We start from the raw sequence: 16778 nt of genomic DNA on the forward strand, positions 1-16778 counted from the left end.
GACGATCGCAGACGCGGAACGGCACGATCGTGGGATCGGGGGGACGCCACGACGAACTGCCCGGATCCAATCGTGCCGCATGGTAAACGAAGGACGTCGCGCTGGCTCTCGACCGGTGAACGCGGTGGCGGAGACTTCGCCGGCGGACACTTGGCGGCCAAGCCCATTGACGATGCAGTTGCACCGATGTGCGGCTGAATTGCACGAATGGGAGGCGCTTTGCCCGCGTGTCGCGTCGGGCCACACGCCGCGAAATAAATCCGGACTGTCGCTCGGAGACGGCCGGTCGGCCGCAAGCCGCTATTGCACGTCGAGCGGCACGGTTCCCACCGCATGGCCGCTGGCATCGGTCGTGATCTTCTCGACCCGGGCCTCCGCCTGACGCAGCAGCTCCTCGCAGCGGCGCTTCAGCGCCTCGCCGCGCTCATAGATCGCCACCGACTCCTCGAGCGGCACCTTGCCGTCCTCGAGGCGCTTCACGATCGATTCCAGCTCCTCGATCGCGCGCTCGAACGACAGCTTCTTGACGTCGGTTACGGTGTTGTCCGCCATGCGGGTTCCCTGCAGCTCACTCAACTCCGGGGCCGTGCTTTTACACCCCGCTCGCGGCCCTGTCAGGCCCTGCCGGGGTGGATCGGCTGGAACCTGGGGATTACGCCCCGGTCAGCGCCGCAACGTGGGCCGCGACGGATTCCTTAAGTCCCTGAAGGTCATAGCCGCCCTCCAGGACAGAGACGACGCGGCCGCCGGCGGTCTTGTCGGCGAGCTCCATCAGCTTGCGGGTGACCCAGCCGAAATCCTCCGCCCGCAGGTTGAGCGACGCCAGCGGGTCGCGATAGTGGGCGTCGAAGCCGGCCGAGATGATCACGAGCTCGGGGCTGAACTTGGTGAGCTGCGGCAGGATCAGATTCTCGAAGGCGGAGCGGAACTCGAGGCTGCCGTCCTCGGAGGCCAGCGGCGCGTTGACGATGGTGTCGTGCTCGCCGCGCTCGCCGCGGGCGCCGGTGCCCGGGAACAGCGGCATCTGATGGGTCGAGCAGTACATCACGCTCTTGTCGGCCCAGAAGATGTCTTGGGTACCGTTGCCATGGTGGACGTCGAAGTCGACGATGGCGGCACGCTCGATGCCGAAGGTGCGCTGGGCGTAGCGGGCGGCGATCGCGACATTGTCGAAGAAGCAGAAGCCCATCGGCTTGGCGATCTCGGCATGATGTCCGGGCGGGCGCACCGCCACGAAGGCGTTGCGGTGGCGGCCCGACATCACCGACTCCGTCGCCGCGACGGCGCCGCCGACGCCGCGCATCACGGCCTCCCAGGTGCCGGGCGACATCGAGGTATCGCCGTCGAGATAGATGATACCCGAGGTCGGGGCCATGTGGCGCAGCTCGGTGACGTAGTGCTCGTTGTGGCAGAGCAGGGCCAGCTCGATGTCGGCCTCCGGGGCCTCGTCGCGATCGAGCAGGGCGAAGCGCTCCTCGGTCAGGGCCTCCTCGACGGCGCGCAGGCGGTCGGCGCGCTCGGGGTGGCCGGACGGCGTGGCGTGATCGAGGCAGGCTTCGTGAGAGAGATACAGCGTCGACATCAGGGCTCTGCCACTCGCGCGTTGCGGGAGGGCCCAATCTATGCGCTGAACGCAGCCTCGGAAAGAGCCCCGCGGGCGATATGACCGGCTTTCCGCCCGGCGCGGCAGGCGTCACGAAGCCTTGTTGACGATACGGCCGCGCGGCGGCGGGGCCAGCGGGCTGTTGGCCTTGAGATAGGCGAACAGCGCCTCGTCGTCATAGGGTCCCGTGATCGGATCGCGGCCGCTCTTGAACGCGGTGAAGCCGTCGCCGCCGAGCGCGAGGTAGTTGTTGATGGTGACCCGGTAGGACGCGGCGGGATCGATGGCCTTGCCCTCGAGCATCATGCTGGCGGCATCGATCCGCGCGCCCGCGGACTGTTTCGCATCGAAGGCATAGGAAAAACCGCTGGAGACCTGCAGGATGCGCGGCCGCGCCGGGTCGAGCCATTGCTGCTCCAGCGCGGCCTTGATCTCGGCACCGGTCAGGGTGACCGTCATCAGCTGGTTGCGAAACGGCTGGCTCGCGAACACGTCGGCATAGGTCACCGCGCCGTCGTCGCGGCGAACGAGATCCGTCCGGATGCCGCCGGGATTGGTCATCGCGATGACCGCGCTCCCTTTGTCCGTCGCGGCTGTCGCTGCGAGCTGGGCATCGGCGATGACGTCGCCGAGCACGCTCTCGCCGGAGGCGTTCGGCAGCCGCGACAGCGTCGCGGTGAGCACGCCGGCGGGGCGATTGGCGTAGGGCGCCGCGAGCTTCTCATAGGCGTCGATCAGCGCGGTCTGCGCCGGATCCTTCGGCAGGCTGGTGTCGACGACGATGTTCGTCGCGGTGGCGCTGATCACGTCGCGCGTGGTGCGGTCGAGCTTGACGTCGATCGCCGTCACCAGCGTGCCGAACTTGTCGCCCGAGGTGACGAGCCGCTTGTCGATGGTGCAGACATAGGCCTGATGGGTGTGGCCGGAGATGACGATGTCGACCGCGCTGTCGAGGTCCTTGACGATGTCGACGATCGGCCCCGACAGCCCGGGACATTCGTTCATGCCACCGGACGGCCAGCCGCCCTCGTGGATCAGCACGACGATCGCCTGCACGCCCTTGGCCTTCAATTCCGGGATCAGCGCGTTGACGCTCTCGGCCTCGTTGCGGAAGTCGAGGCCGGCCGCGCTCGCCGGCGAGATGATGCCCGGGGTCCCTTTCAGCGTCAGCCCGATGAAGGCGACCGGGACGTCCTCGAAGGTGCGGATCTCATAGGGCGGAAACACCGTCTTGTCGGTGCCGGCGAGGAACGTCGACGCCGCGAGATAGTGGAATTTGGCACCGGTGAACGGCTGCGGCCCGCGGCAGCCGTCGGTCGGATGACAGCCGCCGTTCTGCATCCGCAGCAGCTCGGCCTTGCCCTCGTCAAACTCGTGATTGCCGACCGCCGACAGGGCGAGCCCCATCTGCGACATCGATTCGATGGTCGGCTCGTCGTGGAACATCGCCGACAGGAACGGGCTCGCACCGATCAGGTCGCCGGCTGCGACGAAGATCGTGTTGGGCTGGCCGTCGGCGAGCAGCTTGACGAGGCTCGCCATGTGCTCGGCGCCGCCGGCTGGAACAACGGTGGTCTTGGTTGGATCGGCGGGATCGGCGACGCGGATGCCGGAAGAGGGCGGCTCCAGATTGCCGTGGAAGTCGTTGATGGCGAGGATGCGCAACGCTATCGGCTCGTCCTCGGCCGATGCTGGCGGGCCGACGATGCTTGCAACGGCGGCGCCGGTCAGCAGGCAGGCAAGGGCGAAGCGGGAGAGACGGCTCATGGCAGGGTCACGTGTGATGCAGGGGCCGCGGGACGAAGCGCGATTGCCCCGCCGCGGTCGCAATGACATAAAACGATTTCATAACACCAATACATCGGGAGGCCGGAATGAAAAGAATGATGCTGCTCGCGGCGACATTGTCGCTGGCCGCCGGCTCCGCTGCAGCGCAATCGCTGCCGGACCTGATGAAGCAGATGGTCGCGGCGTGGAATAAGCCGACCGAGCCGTTCAAGGTGATCGACAACGTCTACTACGTCGGCACCAACGGGCTCGCTTCCTACCTGATCACCACGCCGCAGGGCCATATCCTGATCGATACCGTGATGCCGGAATCGACCGCGCAGATCGAGGCCAGCATCGGCAAGCTCGGCTTCAAGGTCGCCGACATCAAATACATCCTCAACACCCACGCCCATATCGACCACACCGGGGGGCTGGCGCAGATCAAGCAGGAAACCGGGGCGCAGATGGTGGCGGGCGCCAAGGACGTGCCGCTGCTGGAAGGCGGCTTCTATCCGGGCCGCGAGGAGGAGCGCTATCTCGGCTTCCCGCCGGTCAAGGTCGACCGCGCCGTGCGCGAGGGCGACACCGTCACGCTCGGCGGCGTCACGTTGACGGCGCATGAGACGCCGGGCCATTCGCCGGGCTGCACCAGCTGGACGACCGACGTGAAGGATGGCGACGCCACCCGCAGCCTGATCTTCTTCTGCAGCGCCACCGTGGCGCTGAACCGGCTGGTCGGCCGTCCCACCTATCCGGGCATCGTCGACGACTACAAGAAGACCTTCGCCTGGGCCAAGACCGCGCATCCCGACATCCTGCTGGCGCCGCATCCGGAGATGTACGACATGGCCGGAAAGCGAGCGAAGATTGCCGACGGCGCGCCCAACCCGTTCGTCAAGCCGGGTGAGTTCAACGCCTATCTCGACAAGCTCGAGACGCAGTTCGACGACGGGCTGGCCAAGCAGACGGCGGCGCTGCAGTCCGGCAAGTAGTTGCGCCGTCCGCTATGCTGGATCGGCGACGGCCAGCCGATCCAGCGTGAAGCCGGAGAGGTCGACGCGCGGCGTCTTGCCCAAGGCCATCGCCGCAAGCGCCTCGCCGACCGCCGGCGAATGCTTGAAGCCGTGGCCCGAGCAGGCCGAGGCGTAGATCACCTCGGCGTCACCTGGATCGTGGTCGATGACGAAGCGGCCGCCCGCCGCGTTGGTATAGAGGCAGACCTCGCTGCGCAGGCAGCGCGGGCCGAGATCCGGCACGAAGGGGCGGACATAGGTCTCGTAAACCTCGGCGATCTCGTCCGCCGTCACCGCCCGCGACACGTGGTCGGGATCGGTCTCGCCGGTCAGCACCTCGTTGGCGATCTTCACGCCGTTGTCCGGCGAGCCGAGCCAGGGGAAGCCGTAGATATCGGACGCCGCCCGCCCGCGTCCGCTGACGTCCCATATGAAGACCGGCGTGTCCGGCCCGAAGCGCTCGGGATGGGACAGGACCTCGAACCAGTACAGCACCTGCCGTGTGACATTCACACGCCGGCGCAGAGGCGCGATCAGCTCGGTGATCCACGGCCCGGTGGTGACGATCAATCTGTTGGCCGACGCCGTCGTGCCGTCGTCCATGGTCACGATGTGGGCGCCGGCGGCACGGCGAAACGCCGTCACGCGCCGGCCGGTCATGAGCTCCGCGCCATGCCGCGTGGCGACCGCGAGCTCTGCCCGGACGCAGTCCTCGACCATGAGATAGCCGCCCTCGCGATCGAGGAAGGCGCGATCGCCCGCCGCGATGGCGAAGGCCGGATAGTCGGCGCGCAGCCGCTCCGGCAAGATCGTCTCGCCGTCGACGCCGTGCAGCCTCGCGGCGGTTTCGATGTTGCTGAAGAACTGCGCGCTGCTGACGCCGTGGACCTCGCCGCCGTCCTGGCTCGGGATGAACAGGCAGCCGCATTGTTCGAACAGATGCGCGCCGGTCTCGCGCTCCAGCTCACGCCACAGCACGTGCGAGCGCTGCGCCAGCGGCGTGTAGTCGACGCCTTCGCCGATCGCCGCGCGGGTGATGCGGGTCTCGCCATGGGTCGAGCCGAAGCGGTGCGGCGGCTGGAAGCGGTCGATGCCGAGCACGCGCGTCCCGGCCTTGGCGAGATGCAGCACGGCGGCGCTGCCGACCGCGCCGCAGCCGATCACGATGACATCAAACTGCGCCATGCGCGCCCGCCGCGGCCCCGCTCATTTCTTCTTCTTGCGCGACAGGAACGCCTTGAACGCGCCGACCGCCTCCTCGGAGGTCATGCGCTCGGCGAACAGATAGGCCTCCTGGTCGATCCGGCGCGTGAGCTCGTCAGGCGCGGTGCGGATCAGCCTGCGCCCGATCGCCACCGCCTCGGCCGGCAGCCGGCAAATGTCGCGCGCCACCTTGTGCGCCTCGACCTCGGTATGGCCCGGCGCTACCACCGTGTTGACAAAGCCCGCGATCTGCGCGTCGGCCGCGGTCATGGTGCGCCCCATGACCAGCATCGCGAACGCCCGCTGATAGCCCATGGTCTGCGGCATCAACAGGCTCGAGGCGCCCTCGGGCACCAGGCCGAGATGGATGAAGGGCGTCGAGAACGTCGCCGTGGTGGAGGCCAGCACGTAGTCGCAGTGGAACAGCATCGTCGTGCCGATGCCGATCGCGACGCCGTCGACCGCGGCGATGATCGGCTTGACGTTATGCGCCAGCGAATACAGGAACTTGGTCGCCGCCGAGGTGCGCGCGGCGTCGTTGCCGGCCGCCCCCGCATGCAGGAAGTCCTCGAGATCGTTGCCGGCCGTGAACACGCCGGAGCCGCCGGTGATGATGATGCATCGCACCAGCGGATTGTTCTGCGCGGTGTCGATGGCATCGCTCATGCCGAGATACATGGCCTGGGTGATCGCGTTCTTCTTCTCCGGGCGCCTGAGCTTGATCGTCCGCGTCTCGCCCTCGTCGGTCACGATCAGATGGTCGGTCATGGGCCCCTCATGCGCGTGCGCCGGCGGCTGCGATGCTACCGGTCGTTTCGAGTCGTTGTTCTCGCCTCAGCCTACATCATCTGCTGAGCGCGCCAAGGGCTGAGCATGCGACGAAAACACGGGAAGGTTGCATCCCGTCGCGCGGGCAAGGCGTCATGCATTCATGGTTGATGACCGGTTTGCGGTCGCATCGGAGCAGGATGAGGTCGGGAGCCAGGCTGTGATCGTCACAGCTTGAACCCCAGGGTTGATTACATGACGAAGTTCTTTTCGGTGCTGATGGCGTTGCTGCTGTGCGCCGTGTTCACGGAGCGTGCGGGCGCGGCCCCCAATGATCGCGCGCTGTTGTCGCTGTTGTGCGCGCCGGGCGCGATCGCGGGCGCCAAGTGCAAGCGTGCGAAATCCTATCCCGAGGCCGACGAGCGTGGCTGCGATGTCACGCTGAAGCCGCAACGCCATCTCGGTCGCTTCCTCGTATCCGGCAATCCGCTGCTGGTCGTCACCTATGAAAGCGAATGCGAGTCGCGCGCGAACGATTTCGGCGGTTCGGTGCTGTTCGAGCAGACCGGCGCGACCTTCGTGTTTCGTGGCTTCCAGCCCGGTATGCGGGTGGACCAATGTGTGATGGCCGGCAAGAGCGACGGAGTGGATACGCTGGTCTGCCTGGTCGGCCACATGGGGCAGGGCGTTCTCGAAAGCGCCGTGGCCCGGATCGGCTTCAGCGGGGGCGGCCGCGAGCCCATCACGATGTCCAACGACTTTCTGCTGAAGGCCGAGGATACGACGGAGGCTGACATGGCCAATGTCGTGACCTGCGCGGAGCCGATCAAATATTTCGACCTGTCGAAGCTGGCGCCCGGTCCGCGCCCGGGCACCGTGGTCGCCGACGTGACCTATGCCGACCGCGAGACGATCGGCACCGCGTGCGGCAAGGGCTTTCCGAAGCCGAAGGATGCGCAGGACATGCGCAAGCTCGCGCCCGGCGAAGCCTATGTTCCGGAGGACAATGCCAAGCGCGGCAGCGTCATCGTCGACGTTGCGGGCCGCACGGCGAAACTGCGCTGACCCGGCTTGCGGTCGCGCGCGGCATCCCGCGCCTCACCGCGCCCCGTCCAGGCGCGGCAGCGTGCCGGGTGCGCGCGGTGTGGCAGGTTGCGCCTGCTGCCGCACGGCTTCGCGCCGCAAGGCCTGCTCGAGCACCGCCAGCCGCGTCGCCATCCGCGTTAACTCGTCATGCATCGAGGTCTGAACGCCTTGCACGGCGTGCTGCACCTCGCGCAGCGCGTCGCGCTGCGTCTCCGCTTTCAGCACCCTGAACTCGGCCTCGATCGAGGTCAGGCGGCTGTTCACGGCGCGGATCGCCTCGGCGATCTCCTTCTGGCCGTCCTGCAGCGCGCGCACGTGATCGACCAGCCGCAGATGGTCGGTCAGTTCCTCGACCGTCCTGCCGATATTGCTGCGGCCCCACATTACTTCACCGACCTGAGCAGCGTCCTGATCGTTGCCAGATGATCCTCGGGCGAGCCGAGCCGGGCCGAGATTACGCTCATGAATTCCTTGCGCAGCTCCGACAGCTCCTCCTCCGGTGTGATCCGCTCGACGGGGTCTTCGGTGGGCAGCCGCCGGGGCTCGACCTCGACGGGGCGCGGCGCAATGTCACGCGGCGTGACGCCGAAATAGGGGGGCCGCTCATAGACCGGGATGTGCGGCGCCTGGCGAGACGCAGTGACGCGCGCCAGAGATGGGAACTTCGGCGGCGACGTCATCGCCGGCCGCTCGATCTGGTCGATCAGCGCCGCGAGCGCGACGTCCATGTTGCTGTCGTCGGGCTCCTCGGCGAAGTGATAGGAGTAGGGTCGCGGTGCGGCCGTCATCGTGAGCGACGAGGACGCGAGCGAGGATGCGTGCGCGCGAAGCCGTCCGATGACGCGGCGAAGTCGCTCGCCGAGACCGGGTTTCTCCCTGGCTGGTGTCCGCATCAACATCTCACTCTCCAGCACCACAGCTTAGGCGAGCAGGGAAAAGCTTAGCAAGGGCCGCGGCCCAACTGCCAACAGGATGTCGTCGCAAAGTCACCGCATTTTAAGCCGGCCGCATGGATCGCAACGGGGGGCCGTAGCGGGTTCGCGCGGATTGCTCAGTGTGGCTCAGCGTGCATATGGCGCCAATCTAGCTCCCACTGACGGGCAGGTTCCGGCACGGAGGTAAGGAACAACCATGTACCCGCGCCGTTCGGACAATGCGTCCCCCGCCCAAACGTCCGAGGCCTTCCATGTATCACCACGTCAAGAAGCTGATGTTCACCGTCCGTGTCGACGAGCCGGATCCGCGCTTCGGCAACATGCTGCTCGAGCAGTTCGGCGGAGCCAACGGCGAACTCGCCGCGGCCATGCAGTACTCGATCCAGGGCCTGAATTGCGAGGATCCCGACCGCAAGGATCTGTTGATGGATATCGGCACCGAGGAGCTGAGCCATCTCGAGGTGGTCGGCACGCTCGCCCGCATGCACCTGAAGCCCGCCAAGTTCGACCGCGAGGCCGCCGAGGCCGATCCGCTCATTGCGATCGCCGGCGGCGGTGGCGTCAACCTGTTCAACTCGCAGGGAAATCCGTGGACCGCCGATTATCTCAAGATCACCGGCGAGCTCGACGTCGACCTGCGCAGCAACATCGCCGCGGAAGCGCGCGCCAAGATCGTCTATGAGCGGCTGATCAATTTCACCGACGATGCCGGAACCAAGGACGCGCTGCAATTCCTGATGACGCGCGAGATCACCCACATGAAGGCGTTCGCGCTGGCGCTGGAGAGCATGGGCAAGCCCGCCTTCAGCATCGGCCGCCTCGCGCCGACACCGGGCCTGGTCGATCAGTTCTTCAACGATTCCACCGGCGCCGGGGATCATGGCGAGATCGACACCCGCGGCCCTTGGAACGAGGGCGGCGACTGGGTGTTCACGGAATCGCCGGCGATCCAGGCCGGCGAGCCCGGAGCAGCCTCTGCGATTGTCACCGAAAGCTCGCCGCCGGCCGACGAATCCGGCCTCAGCGATCTCCTCATGGACGAGCTGCGCGACATCCTGCATGCTGAGAAGCAGCTCACAAAGGCGCTTCCGAAGATGGCGGAGGCCGCGCGCTTCGACCAGTTGAGCGAATTGTTCGAGCAGCATCTGGCCGAGACGGAAGCGCAGATCGAGCGCATCAACGAGTGCTTCGAGCTCCTTGGGAAGACGCCGCGCGCAAAACCCTGCAAGGGCATGATGGGCCTCATCGAGGAAGGCCAGGAGATCATGACCCAGAGCGAGGACAAGGAGGATGCCGCCGCCGACCTCGCACTGATCGGCGCCGCGCAGCGGGTCGAGCATTACGAGATCTCCGGCTACACCACCGCGCGCAACCTCGCCCAGCAGCTCCGCCACAGCGCCGTCGTCGCGCTGCTGTCGAAGTCGCTGGCCGAGGAGGAGAACGCCGACCAGCTCCTCAACCAGGTCGCCCGCTCGCTGATGTCGGTGGCGAAGATGCCGGCGGCGATCGAGCAGGCGTGAGGAGGGCGTAGTCGTAGGCGGATGAGCGCAGCGTCATCCGCCGCCTTCCAAATCAAGACGGCGGGGTACGCCTGCGGCTAACCTGCCCTAAGAGTCTCAACTCTCTCCCAGTCGTCATTCCGGGGCATTCGCGCGCAAACGGCGCAGCCGTTTGAAGCAGCGTGAATGAGCCCGGAATCCATAACCACAGGCCTCAGTTTGAGGCGAGCACGCGCCACATGCCGCTCGCACCTCACCACCATCGTGAGTATGGATTCCGGGCTCGCCCTGCGGGCGCCCCGGAATGACGGTGGAGGGAGCGATGACAACAACGAGCAAGCCAATATGGGCTGCCGTCTCACTCCGTATAGCTGTGCGACCGCTCCGCCCGGCGGAAGTGAACCGGCGACAGGCAGCGCCGGGCCCGGCTGATCTGGGCGTCGGTGGCGCCCCGGCTGCGCGCATACATCTCGGCCACCTCGGCGGTATATTTCTCGACGTAGTAGCGAACCTCGGAGCACGACATCCGCGTCTCCGGACCTGCTTCGTTGGCCGCCTGCAACTCGGACCCCATCGCCAGCACCAGCACTCCCGCGCCGATCACGCTTCGCAACATCGTCGTCTCCCCATTGTCGTAGCCGCCTGCCAGCAGGCGTGACTCGGCGCGCCGGGGCAAATTAACAATGGGCCGCGCATGACATCGCGCGCGGACTGTTGCTTCACGGCGTCACCGCGACGCGTGCGTCGCAGCGCGTTTTGCTGTTGTAATGCTCGTCCAGTTCCTCATTCGGAACCGGCGCGTTCGGATGCGACGCTCGCGATCGGCGCCACGCCATCGCTCGGCGCGACCCACAGCTCGTAGGACGGCGCGGGGATTCCGAACGAGCCTCAGGCCGTCACGCCTTGGCTCGACGCAGCCGTGCTGCTGGCTGCGCCATTGGTCGCGCCCTGCGCATTGTAGGTCTGCGCGTTGTTGCCGCTTCCGTTCGAGGCAGCGGCAGTCTTGGTCACCTCGGTCGAGCCGTCGGAATAGGTGATCGTCGTCGTGGTGATCCCGTCGAGGGTGATCGAGACCTCGCTGACCACGGTCTTGCCCGACGATGAGCCGCCGCTGCCGGAAGAACTTTCAGACGTGGCGCTGGCGGAGCTGGTGGCCGAGGACGACGACGTCTGAGACGTGGACGAGGTGGATTGCGTGGCGGTGCTTGCCTGGGACGCGGTGGCCGCGACGGGCGTTGTGACAGAGCTGATCGACATGGGACTCTCGCGTGAAGAAGGAAGCCGGGCCGCGCGGTGGGCGTTCGGCCCGCTTCTTCAACGCAACTGCCGCCCGAAACTGGCGGCGCCAGTTGCGTCTGATTATGTCCGGACGCCGCCGTCCTGATGCCGGACCAAGACCGAAGTTTGACGCCGGTGGCCCCATCGCGCTCGCATCTCATGTCCATCGTGGGCATGGATTGCGAACTCGGCGGCGGGAAAGAAGAGCGATTGCCAAGCTCCCGCGGCGCACTCTAGTCTCCTGCGCGCATGACCTTCGCGCTCTCTTCCCAGCAGAAATCGCAGTTCACCGACGCCGGCGCGCTGCACGTCACGACGGCACTCGATGCGTCCGCTTTGCACGCTCTCGCCGCCGCGCTGTCCCGCCACGCACCGGCGCAGGCCGGCACCCGGCTGCACGGTGTTGCCGCGCTGACGCCGTTGCTCGCCAATGACGGTCCGGTCGGTCGCGCTGCCGCCGCCGTTCTCGGCGATGCCGCGCGCCCGGTGCGCGCCGTCTATTTCGACAAGACGCCGCAGATGAATTGGGCGGTCCCGTGGCATCAGGACCGGACCATCGTAGTGCGCGAGCGCATCGAGCTCTCGGGTTTCGGTCCCTGGACCACCAAGGGCGGCCTGCAGCACGTCGCGCCGCCTTACGAGGTGCTGGCGCGGATGGTCACCTTGCGTGTCCACCTCGACGCCGTGCCCGACGGCAACGCCCCGCTCCTGATTGCGCCAGGCTCACACTGCCTCGGCCGCATCCCGGAAGCCGATGTGCCGATCGTCGTCGCGCGGTGCGGCACCGTCGCGTGCCACGCCGAGCCGGGCGACATCTGGCTGTATGCGACACCGATCCTGCACGCCTCGGAACTATCCGTGCAGCCCGGCCATCGCCGCGTGCTGCAAGTCGATTTTGCCGCGGATGAGCTGCCGGGCGGACTGCAATGGCTCGGCATTTGAGACGACGGAGGAGGGCGGATGAGCGGAGCGTCATCCGCCCTTGGCGGCGCGGTGGAAAGGCGGGTCACACTAACACCAGCCCGCCCTACGCGACACGGATGTTGCGCGTCGCCGGTTACTTGCCGAGGATCTTCTCGGCCGCCGTCACGATGCTGACCGTCGGATGCTCGGCGCAGTACGCGCCGAACTTCTTGGCGTTCGCGATGAACTCCTCGGTGTCGAACAGCGCTTCGTCCTGATCGCCCTTGTACCAGCCGTCCAGCCAGATCAGCACCATCTTGATGGTGTCGTCGCCGCTTTCGACGAACTGCTTGCAGCTCATGGTCGACAGATCGAGGACGACCGCCGACGCCGGCGCAGATGACAGCAGGAGGGCGACGACAAATAGTGGGGCAACGAGCGATTTCATATGTCTTCTCCGAATGGGCATGATCAAAAACGATGAACTATGCAGAGGCTCACCAATCCCTTCGCGAAGCGGCGCGAATTCCGTGATCACGATCGCGACGGGAGCGGTGGCCGGAACTGTCCGTACCGCGCGGAGAAAGTCAAGCATGAGCGGGAGAGCCGCAGGGTGCATCGAGCCTTTCCGGCTCCGAGGTCTGAATTGGGAGCCTCGGCGGGCGCGCGTGCCCGTCGGGCAAATCACGTTGACCCGAAATGATCGTGTCAAGGTTTGCTGAAAAACATAAATCGCTTTGTCGTTTCCCCAAATCAGCATTATGGTCCGCCCATCCCGTTGCACGGTAGGGGACGCTTCGCGGTCGTCACGGACGTTGGCAGCGGGATGCGGTGGACGCGGGCGGGCGCAGTGCTGTTGGCACGGACGAACGGCTGCTCGCGGACGGTGAAGGCGTGTGGTTCTGATACTCCGACGCTAGTATCCAGCGCGATGCGCGAAAGCGCATTGCGCGACATGGTGGCCAGAAAGCCCGGTGCACCAGGAAGAGCGCGCTATAGACCGTTAAAACCATCGCGCAGGGAAGGCCGGGTGGCGGATTCAATTGGTCGTCGCAACACTCGATGAGGAGGTTGCGATGGGCATTCGAAAGAAACGGTCAACGCGGGGCAAGCTGGGATCATTGGGGCGCCCACCAGTTGCGGGGCGTGCGGAACAGCAGAAATTTTGGCGTGGGATTGCCGCTGGGTTGAACAGCGAGAATGCTGCGCTGGCTGCTGGATTATCGGATGCTGTCGGCCCCCGATTATTTCGAAAAGCGGGCGGCGTGGCACCGGCAATGTTCCGACCTTCAGCGAAGCCGCTCTCCGGACGGCACCTCTCTTTTTCTGAGCGCGAAGAGATTGCGCTGCTGAATGCGCAGCGCCATTCTGTACGAGAGATAGCGCGGCGTCTCAATCGATCTCCCTCGACCATCTCCCGTGAACTCGATCGCAATGCGGCCACGCACGGCGGCAAGATGGCCTATCGGGCGACGGCCGCCCAGTGGCATGCAGATCGATCGGCCCGGCGTCCTAAGCCGAGCAAGCTTGCAAGCAACGCCGCCTTACGCGCTTATGTTGAAGAGCGGCTTGCAGGGTTTGTCGCACCTCCAGGCGGCGTTCGGCGGAAGGCCGGTCGTGCGGGCTCTAGCCAGAATCAGGGGTGGACGAAAGCGTGGAGTCCCGAGCAGATTGCCCGGCGCTTACCGATCGACTTCCCGGATGACGAGGCGATGCGCATCAGCCACGAAGCCATTTACCAGGCGCTTTTTGTTCAGGGCCGAGGAGCGCTGAAACGCGAGTTGTCGTCCTGTTTGCGAACGGGACGTGCGCTGCGCGTGCCCCGAGCGCGTACGCGGAAGCGCAGCAAAGGCTTCATATCGCCAGAGATCATGATCAGTGAGCGTCCGGCCGAAGTCGCGGATCGAGCTGTGCCGGGACATTGGGAAGGAGATCTGATCGTCGGCTCCGCCAGCTCGGCAATCGGCACGCTGGTCGAACGCAGCACGCGGTTTACAATGCTCCTGCACCTTCCACGGCTGCCGGGGTTTGACGATGGCCCACGTACGAAGGATGGGCCTGCGCTCTCCGGACACGGAGCTGAAGCGGTACGCGATGCGATCACGCGCACCATCGTCACCTTGCCCAAAGAACTCCGCCGCTCGCTAACCTGGGATCAGGGGACCGAAATGGCTCAACACAGTGACCTCAAGATCGATACAGACCTTCAGATCTACTTCTGCGATCCAAGAAGCCCCTGGCAACGTGGCACGAACGAGAACACGAATGGCCTGCTGCGGCAGTACTTCCCGAAAGGTACCGATCTGAGCGTCTACGATGCTGACGAGATCGCCGCCGTGGCCGCAGCGCTCAATTCCCGACCGAGAAAGACGCTAGGATGGAAAACTCCAGCAGAAGCGCTTGACGAGCTGCTGTCACGAATGAAAACACTTGGTATTGCGACCACCGATTGAGCCCGCCGGGTCTGTCCGGCTGTACCTGTGGTGACTGCCGCCTGCTTTTTTTCTGCAGGCGGGCCACGGGCCTCAGCCGAGGTCCGGCCTTCCTCGCGCCCTCCACTCGGTGAGGGCGGGAATTTAGCTCATAGCTCGGGCGCGGAGCGCGTCGCGAGAGCGCGGATGCTCATGCCGAGCTACGCTCCGAGCTGATCGTGACATGCTGTTTGAGATTGTGGATCACACGATGCTACATGGCCGGTGCTCACCCTCCCCTGGAGGGGGAGGGTCGATCGCGCGCGAAGCGGGCGAGCGGGGTGGGGTGATGTCTCCACCGGCACGGGTGCGTGCGGAGACATCACCCCACCCCCGCCTCACGTTTCGCTGCGCTCCTCGTGAGGCGACCCTCCCCCTCCAGGGGAGGGTGGGAGCCCGGTGATCAGCCATGATGCAAGGACGTCAAAGCTGCGCTGTCACGACCGAGTCGAACTCACGCCACCAGCACGGCCTCGGCGCCGAGCACCGCATCGGCGCCGTCGGTGACGGTCTTTTCCAGGGACGGCGCCTGCACGGCAAACGTCTCGGCGAAGAACCGTGCCAGCGCCACGTGACGGGCGCCGACGGTCTCGCTCTCGCTGCGCGCGGCCAGCGCCTCGTTGGCCAGCATGCAGCCGCCGAGCGCCGAACCGAACAGGCGCAAGTACGGCGTGGCGCCGGCAAGCGCGTCGTTCGGGGCTGTCGCCAGCTTCTCCAACAGCCAGCGGCTGGAGCGGTCGAGCGCGCCGAGCGCGTCGCGCAGCTTGGCGCCTGTCGTGCCGAACGCCGGATCGTTGGAGGCCTCGACGCGGCGGACGATGTCGGTGAGCTCGTCGAGCAGCTTGAACACCGAGGCGCCGCCGTTCGCACCCAGTTTGCGGGTGACGAGGTCGATCGCCTGGATACCGTTGGTGCCCTCGTAGATCGCGGTGATGCGCGCGTCGCGATAGTGCTGCGCAGCGCCGGTCTCCTCGATGAAGCCCATGCCGCCATGGATCTGCACGCCGAGATAGGCGACCTCGTTGCCGATGTCGGTGGAGAACGCCTTGGCGATCGGCGTCAGCAGCGCGCCGCGCGCGGCCGCCTCGGCGCGCACGGCGGGATCCTTGGCGCGCACGGCGACGTCGAGCGCCACGGCGGTCGCGTAGCAGATCGAGCGCGACGCGGCGGTCAGGACGCGCATCTGCATCAGCATGCGCTTGACGTCGGGATGGGCGATGATCGCGTCCGAGCCGGTGCCTTTGCTGCCGACGGCGCGGCCTTGGCGGCGGTCCTGCGCGTAGGCGAGCGCCTGCTGATAGGCGCGATCGGCGACGCCGACGCCTTCGAGGCCGACTCCGAGCCGCGCCTGGTTCATCATCGTGAACATGCAGCGCATGCCGGCGTTTTCTTCGCCGATGAGATAGCCGATGGCGCCGCCATTGTCGCCCATCGTCATGGTGCAGGTCGGCGAGGCGTGCATGCCGAGCTTGTGCTCGACGCCGGTGGCGTAGATGTCGTTGCGGGCGCCGAGCGAGCCGTCGGCATCGACGAGGAATTTCGGGATCAGGAACAGCGAGATGCCCTTGGTGCCGGCCGGCGCGTCCGGCAGCCGCGCGAGCACGAAATGCACGATGTTGTCGGTCATGTCGTGGTCGCCATAGGTGATGAAGATCTTGGCTCCGGTGATGCGGTAGCTGCCGTCCGCGGCCCGCTCGGCGCGGGTACGCAAGGCGCCGACGTCGGAGCCGGCCTGCGGCTCGGTCAGTTGCATCGTGCCGGTCCATTCGCCGGAGATCAGCTTGCCGAGATAGATGTCCTTCAGCTCCTTGCTGCCATGGGCATCGAGCGCCTCGATGGCCGACAAGGTCAGCAGCGGGCACAGGCCGAAGGCGACGTTGGCCGCGCTCCAGATCTCGGTGCAGGCGGCGTTGATGGCGAGCGGCAGGCCCTGGCCGCCATGCGCCTCGGGGCCGGACACCGCGTTCCAGCCGGCCTCGGTCCAGCGCTTGTAGGCATCCGGCCAGCCCGGCGCGGTGGTGACCTTCTTGTCGGCGAGCTTGACGCCGTTCCTGTCGCCGATCTGGTTGAGCGGGGCGAGCACGTCGGTGGCGAACTTGCCGGCTTCCTCGAGCACGGCGGCGGTGATGTCGGGGTCGAAATCGCCGTAATGGCCGGCCTCGACCGCCGCCTTCAGCCCGGCGCCATGGTTGAGGGCGAGCAGCATGTCGTTGAGCGGGGCGCGATAGGTCATGGCGTGTCCTCGGGGG

16 protein-coding genes are annotated in these 16778 nt (G+C 66.4%); 5 read left to right on the plus strand and 11 right to left on the minus strand.

The genetic code is table 11. The features are described 5' to 3' along the window. Positions 1 to 300: 300 nt before the first annotated feature. The 3 genes from QX073_RS25990 to QX073_RS26000 form a co-directional block, all read right to left on the minus strand. On the minus strand, positions 301 to 552 hold the full coding sequence (locus tag QX073_RS25990; RefSeq protein ID WP_315715544.1) for an exodeoxyribonuclease VII small subunit: 252 nt from the start codon (positions 550 to 552) through the stop codon (positions 301 to 303). Between the two features lie 100 nt (positions 553 to 652). Further along, the gene (locus QX073_RS25995; RefSeq protein ID WP_315715545.1) at positions 653 to 1582 is read right to left on the minus strand and encodes a histone deacetylase family protein; all 930 of its coding nucleotides are present in this window, start codon (positions 1580 to 1582) and stop codon (positions 653 to 655) included. Between the two features lie 111 nt (positions 1583 to 1693). Further along, positions 1694 to 3370, minus strand: coding sequence for a bifunctional metallophosphatase/5'-nucleotidase (locus QX073_RS26000; protein WP_316226607.1), 1677 nt, complete (start codon positions 3368 to 3370; stop codon positions 1694 to 1696). 107 nt (positions 3371 to 3477) lie between these two features. Between QX073_RS26000 and bla the strand changes: the two genes are divergently transcribed. Continuing rightward, on the plus strand, positions 3478 to 4365 hold the full coding sequence (bla, locus tag QX073_RS26005) for a subclass B3 metallo-beta-lactamase (protein WP_316164259.1): 888 nt from the start codon (positions 3478 to 3480) through the stop codon (positions 4363 to 4365). A 12-nt stretch (positions 4366 to 4377) separates the two neighbouring features. Here bla and solA read toward each other — a convergent pair whose 3' ends face one another. After that, a complete protein-coding gene (gene solA / locus QX073_RS26010) occupies positions 4378 to 5571 on the minus strand; it encodes an N-methyl-L-tryptophan oxidase (protein ID WP_316226608.1) in 1194 nt (397 codons plus the stop codon). 21 nt (positions 5572 to 5592) lie between these two features. Beyond that, on the minus strand, positions 5593 to 6357 hold the full coding sequence (locus QX073_RS26015; protein WP_316193372.1) for a crotonase/enoyl-CoA hydratase family protein: 765 nt from the start codon (positions 6355 to 6357) through the stop codon (positions 5593 to 5595). A gap of 255 nt (positions 6358 to 6612) precedes the next feature. On the opposite strand from QX073_RS26015, the gene QX073_RS26020 reads away from it, so the two are divergent. Continuing rightward, positions 6613 to 7422: a hypothetical protein gene (locus QX073_RS26020; protein WP_315715550.1), complete on the plus strand. Its 810-nt coding sequence runs from the start codon at positions 6613 to 6615 to the stop codon at positions 7420 to 7422. 33 nt (positions 7423 to 7455) lie between these two features. On the opposite strand, the gene QX073_RS26025 is transcribed toward QX073_RS26020, so the two are convergent. Together QX073_RS26025 and QX073_RS26030 are read right to left on the minus strand one after the other, a co-directional pair. After that, positions 7456 to 7827, minus strand: coding sequence for a hypothetical protein (locus QX073_RS26025; protein WP_316164263.1), 372 nt, complete (start codon positions 7825 to 7827; stop codon positions 7456 to 7458). Further along, on the minus strand, positions 7827 to 8342 hold the full coding sequence (locus QX073_RS26030; protein WP_316174736.1) for a hypothetical protein: 516 nt from the start codon (positions 8340 to 8342) through the stop codon (positions 7827 to 7829). Before QX073_RS26030 ends, QX073_RS26025 begins: the two co-directional genes overlap by 1 nt. A gap of 287 nt (positions 8343 to 8629) precedes the next feature. Between QX073_RS26030 and QX073_RS26035 the strand changes: the two genes are divergently transcribed. Beyond that, the gene (locus tag QX073_RS26035; protein ID WP_315715553.1) at positions 8630 to 9898 is read left to right on the plus strand and encodes a DUF892 family protein; all 1269 of its coding nucleotides are present in this window, start codon (positions 8630 to 8632) and stop codon (positions 9896 to 9898) included. Between the two features lie 337 nt (positions 9899 to 10235). Here the strand turns inward: QX073_RS26035 and QX073_RS26040 are convergent, their stop codons facing one another. Continuing rightward, positions 10236 to 10493 carry a hypothetical protein gene (locus QX073_RS26040; protein ID WP_315715554.1) on the minus strand — a complete coding sequence of 86 codons (258 nt, stop codon included), beginning with the start codon at positions 10491 to 10493 and terminating at the stop codon, positions 10236 to 10238. A gap of 272 nt (positions 10494 to 10765) precedes the next feature. Continuing rightward, a complete protein-coding gene (locus tag QX073_RS26045) occupies positions 10766 to 11134 on the minus strand; it encodes a hypothetical protein (RefSeq protein ID WP_315715555.1) in 369 nt (122 codons plus the stop codon). 270 nt (positions 11135 to 11404) lie between these two features. Here QX073_RS26045 and QX073_RS26050 point away from each other — a divergent pair, with 270 nt between their 5' ends. Next, positions 11405 to 12097, plus strand: a complete 693-nt coding sequence (locus QX073_RS26050; RefSeq protein WP_316226609.1) for a phytanoyl-CoA dioxygenase family protein — start codon at positions 11405 to 11407, stop codon at positions 12095 to 12097. 115 nt (positions 12098 to 12212) lie between these two features. On the opposite strand, the gene QX073_RS26055 is transcribed toward QX073_RS26050, so the two are convergent. Continuing rightward, complete coding sequence (locus QX073_RS26055; RefSeq protein WP_316185995.1) at positions 12213 to 12506, minus strand: HdeA/HdeB family chaperone; 294 nt, start codon at positions 12504 to 12506, stop codon at positions 12213 to 12215. A 628-nt stretch (positions 12507 to 13134) separates the two neighbouring features. On the opposite strand from QX073_RS26055, the gene QX073_RS26060 reads away from it, so the two are divergent. Beyond that, positions 13135 to 14511, plus strand: coding sequence for an IS30 family transposase (locus tag QX073_RS26060; RefSeq protein WP_316226610.1), 1377 nt, complete (start codon positions 13135 to 13137; stop codon positions 14509 to 14511). 472 nt (positions 14512 to 14983) lie between these two features. Here QX073_RS26060 and QX073_RS26065 read toward each other — a convergent pair whose 3' ends face one another. Further along, positions 14984 to 16762, minus strand: a complete 1779-nt coding sequence (locus QX073_RS26065; RefSeq protein WP_315715558.1) for an acyl-CoA dehydrogenase — start codon at positions 16760 to 16762, stop codon at positions 14984 to 14986. Positions 16763 to 16778 lie beyond the last annotated feature (16 nt).

It is taken from the genome of Bradyrhizobium sp. SZCCHNS3052, assembly GCF_032484495.1.
Taxonomy (GTDB): Bacteria; Pseudomonadota; Alphaproteobacteria; order Rhizobiales; family Xanthobacteraceae; genus Bradyrhizobium.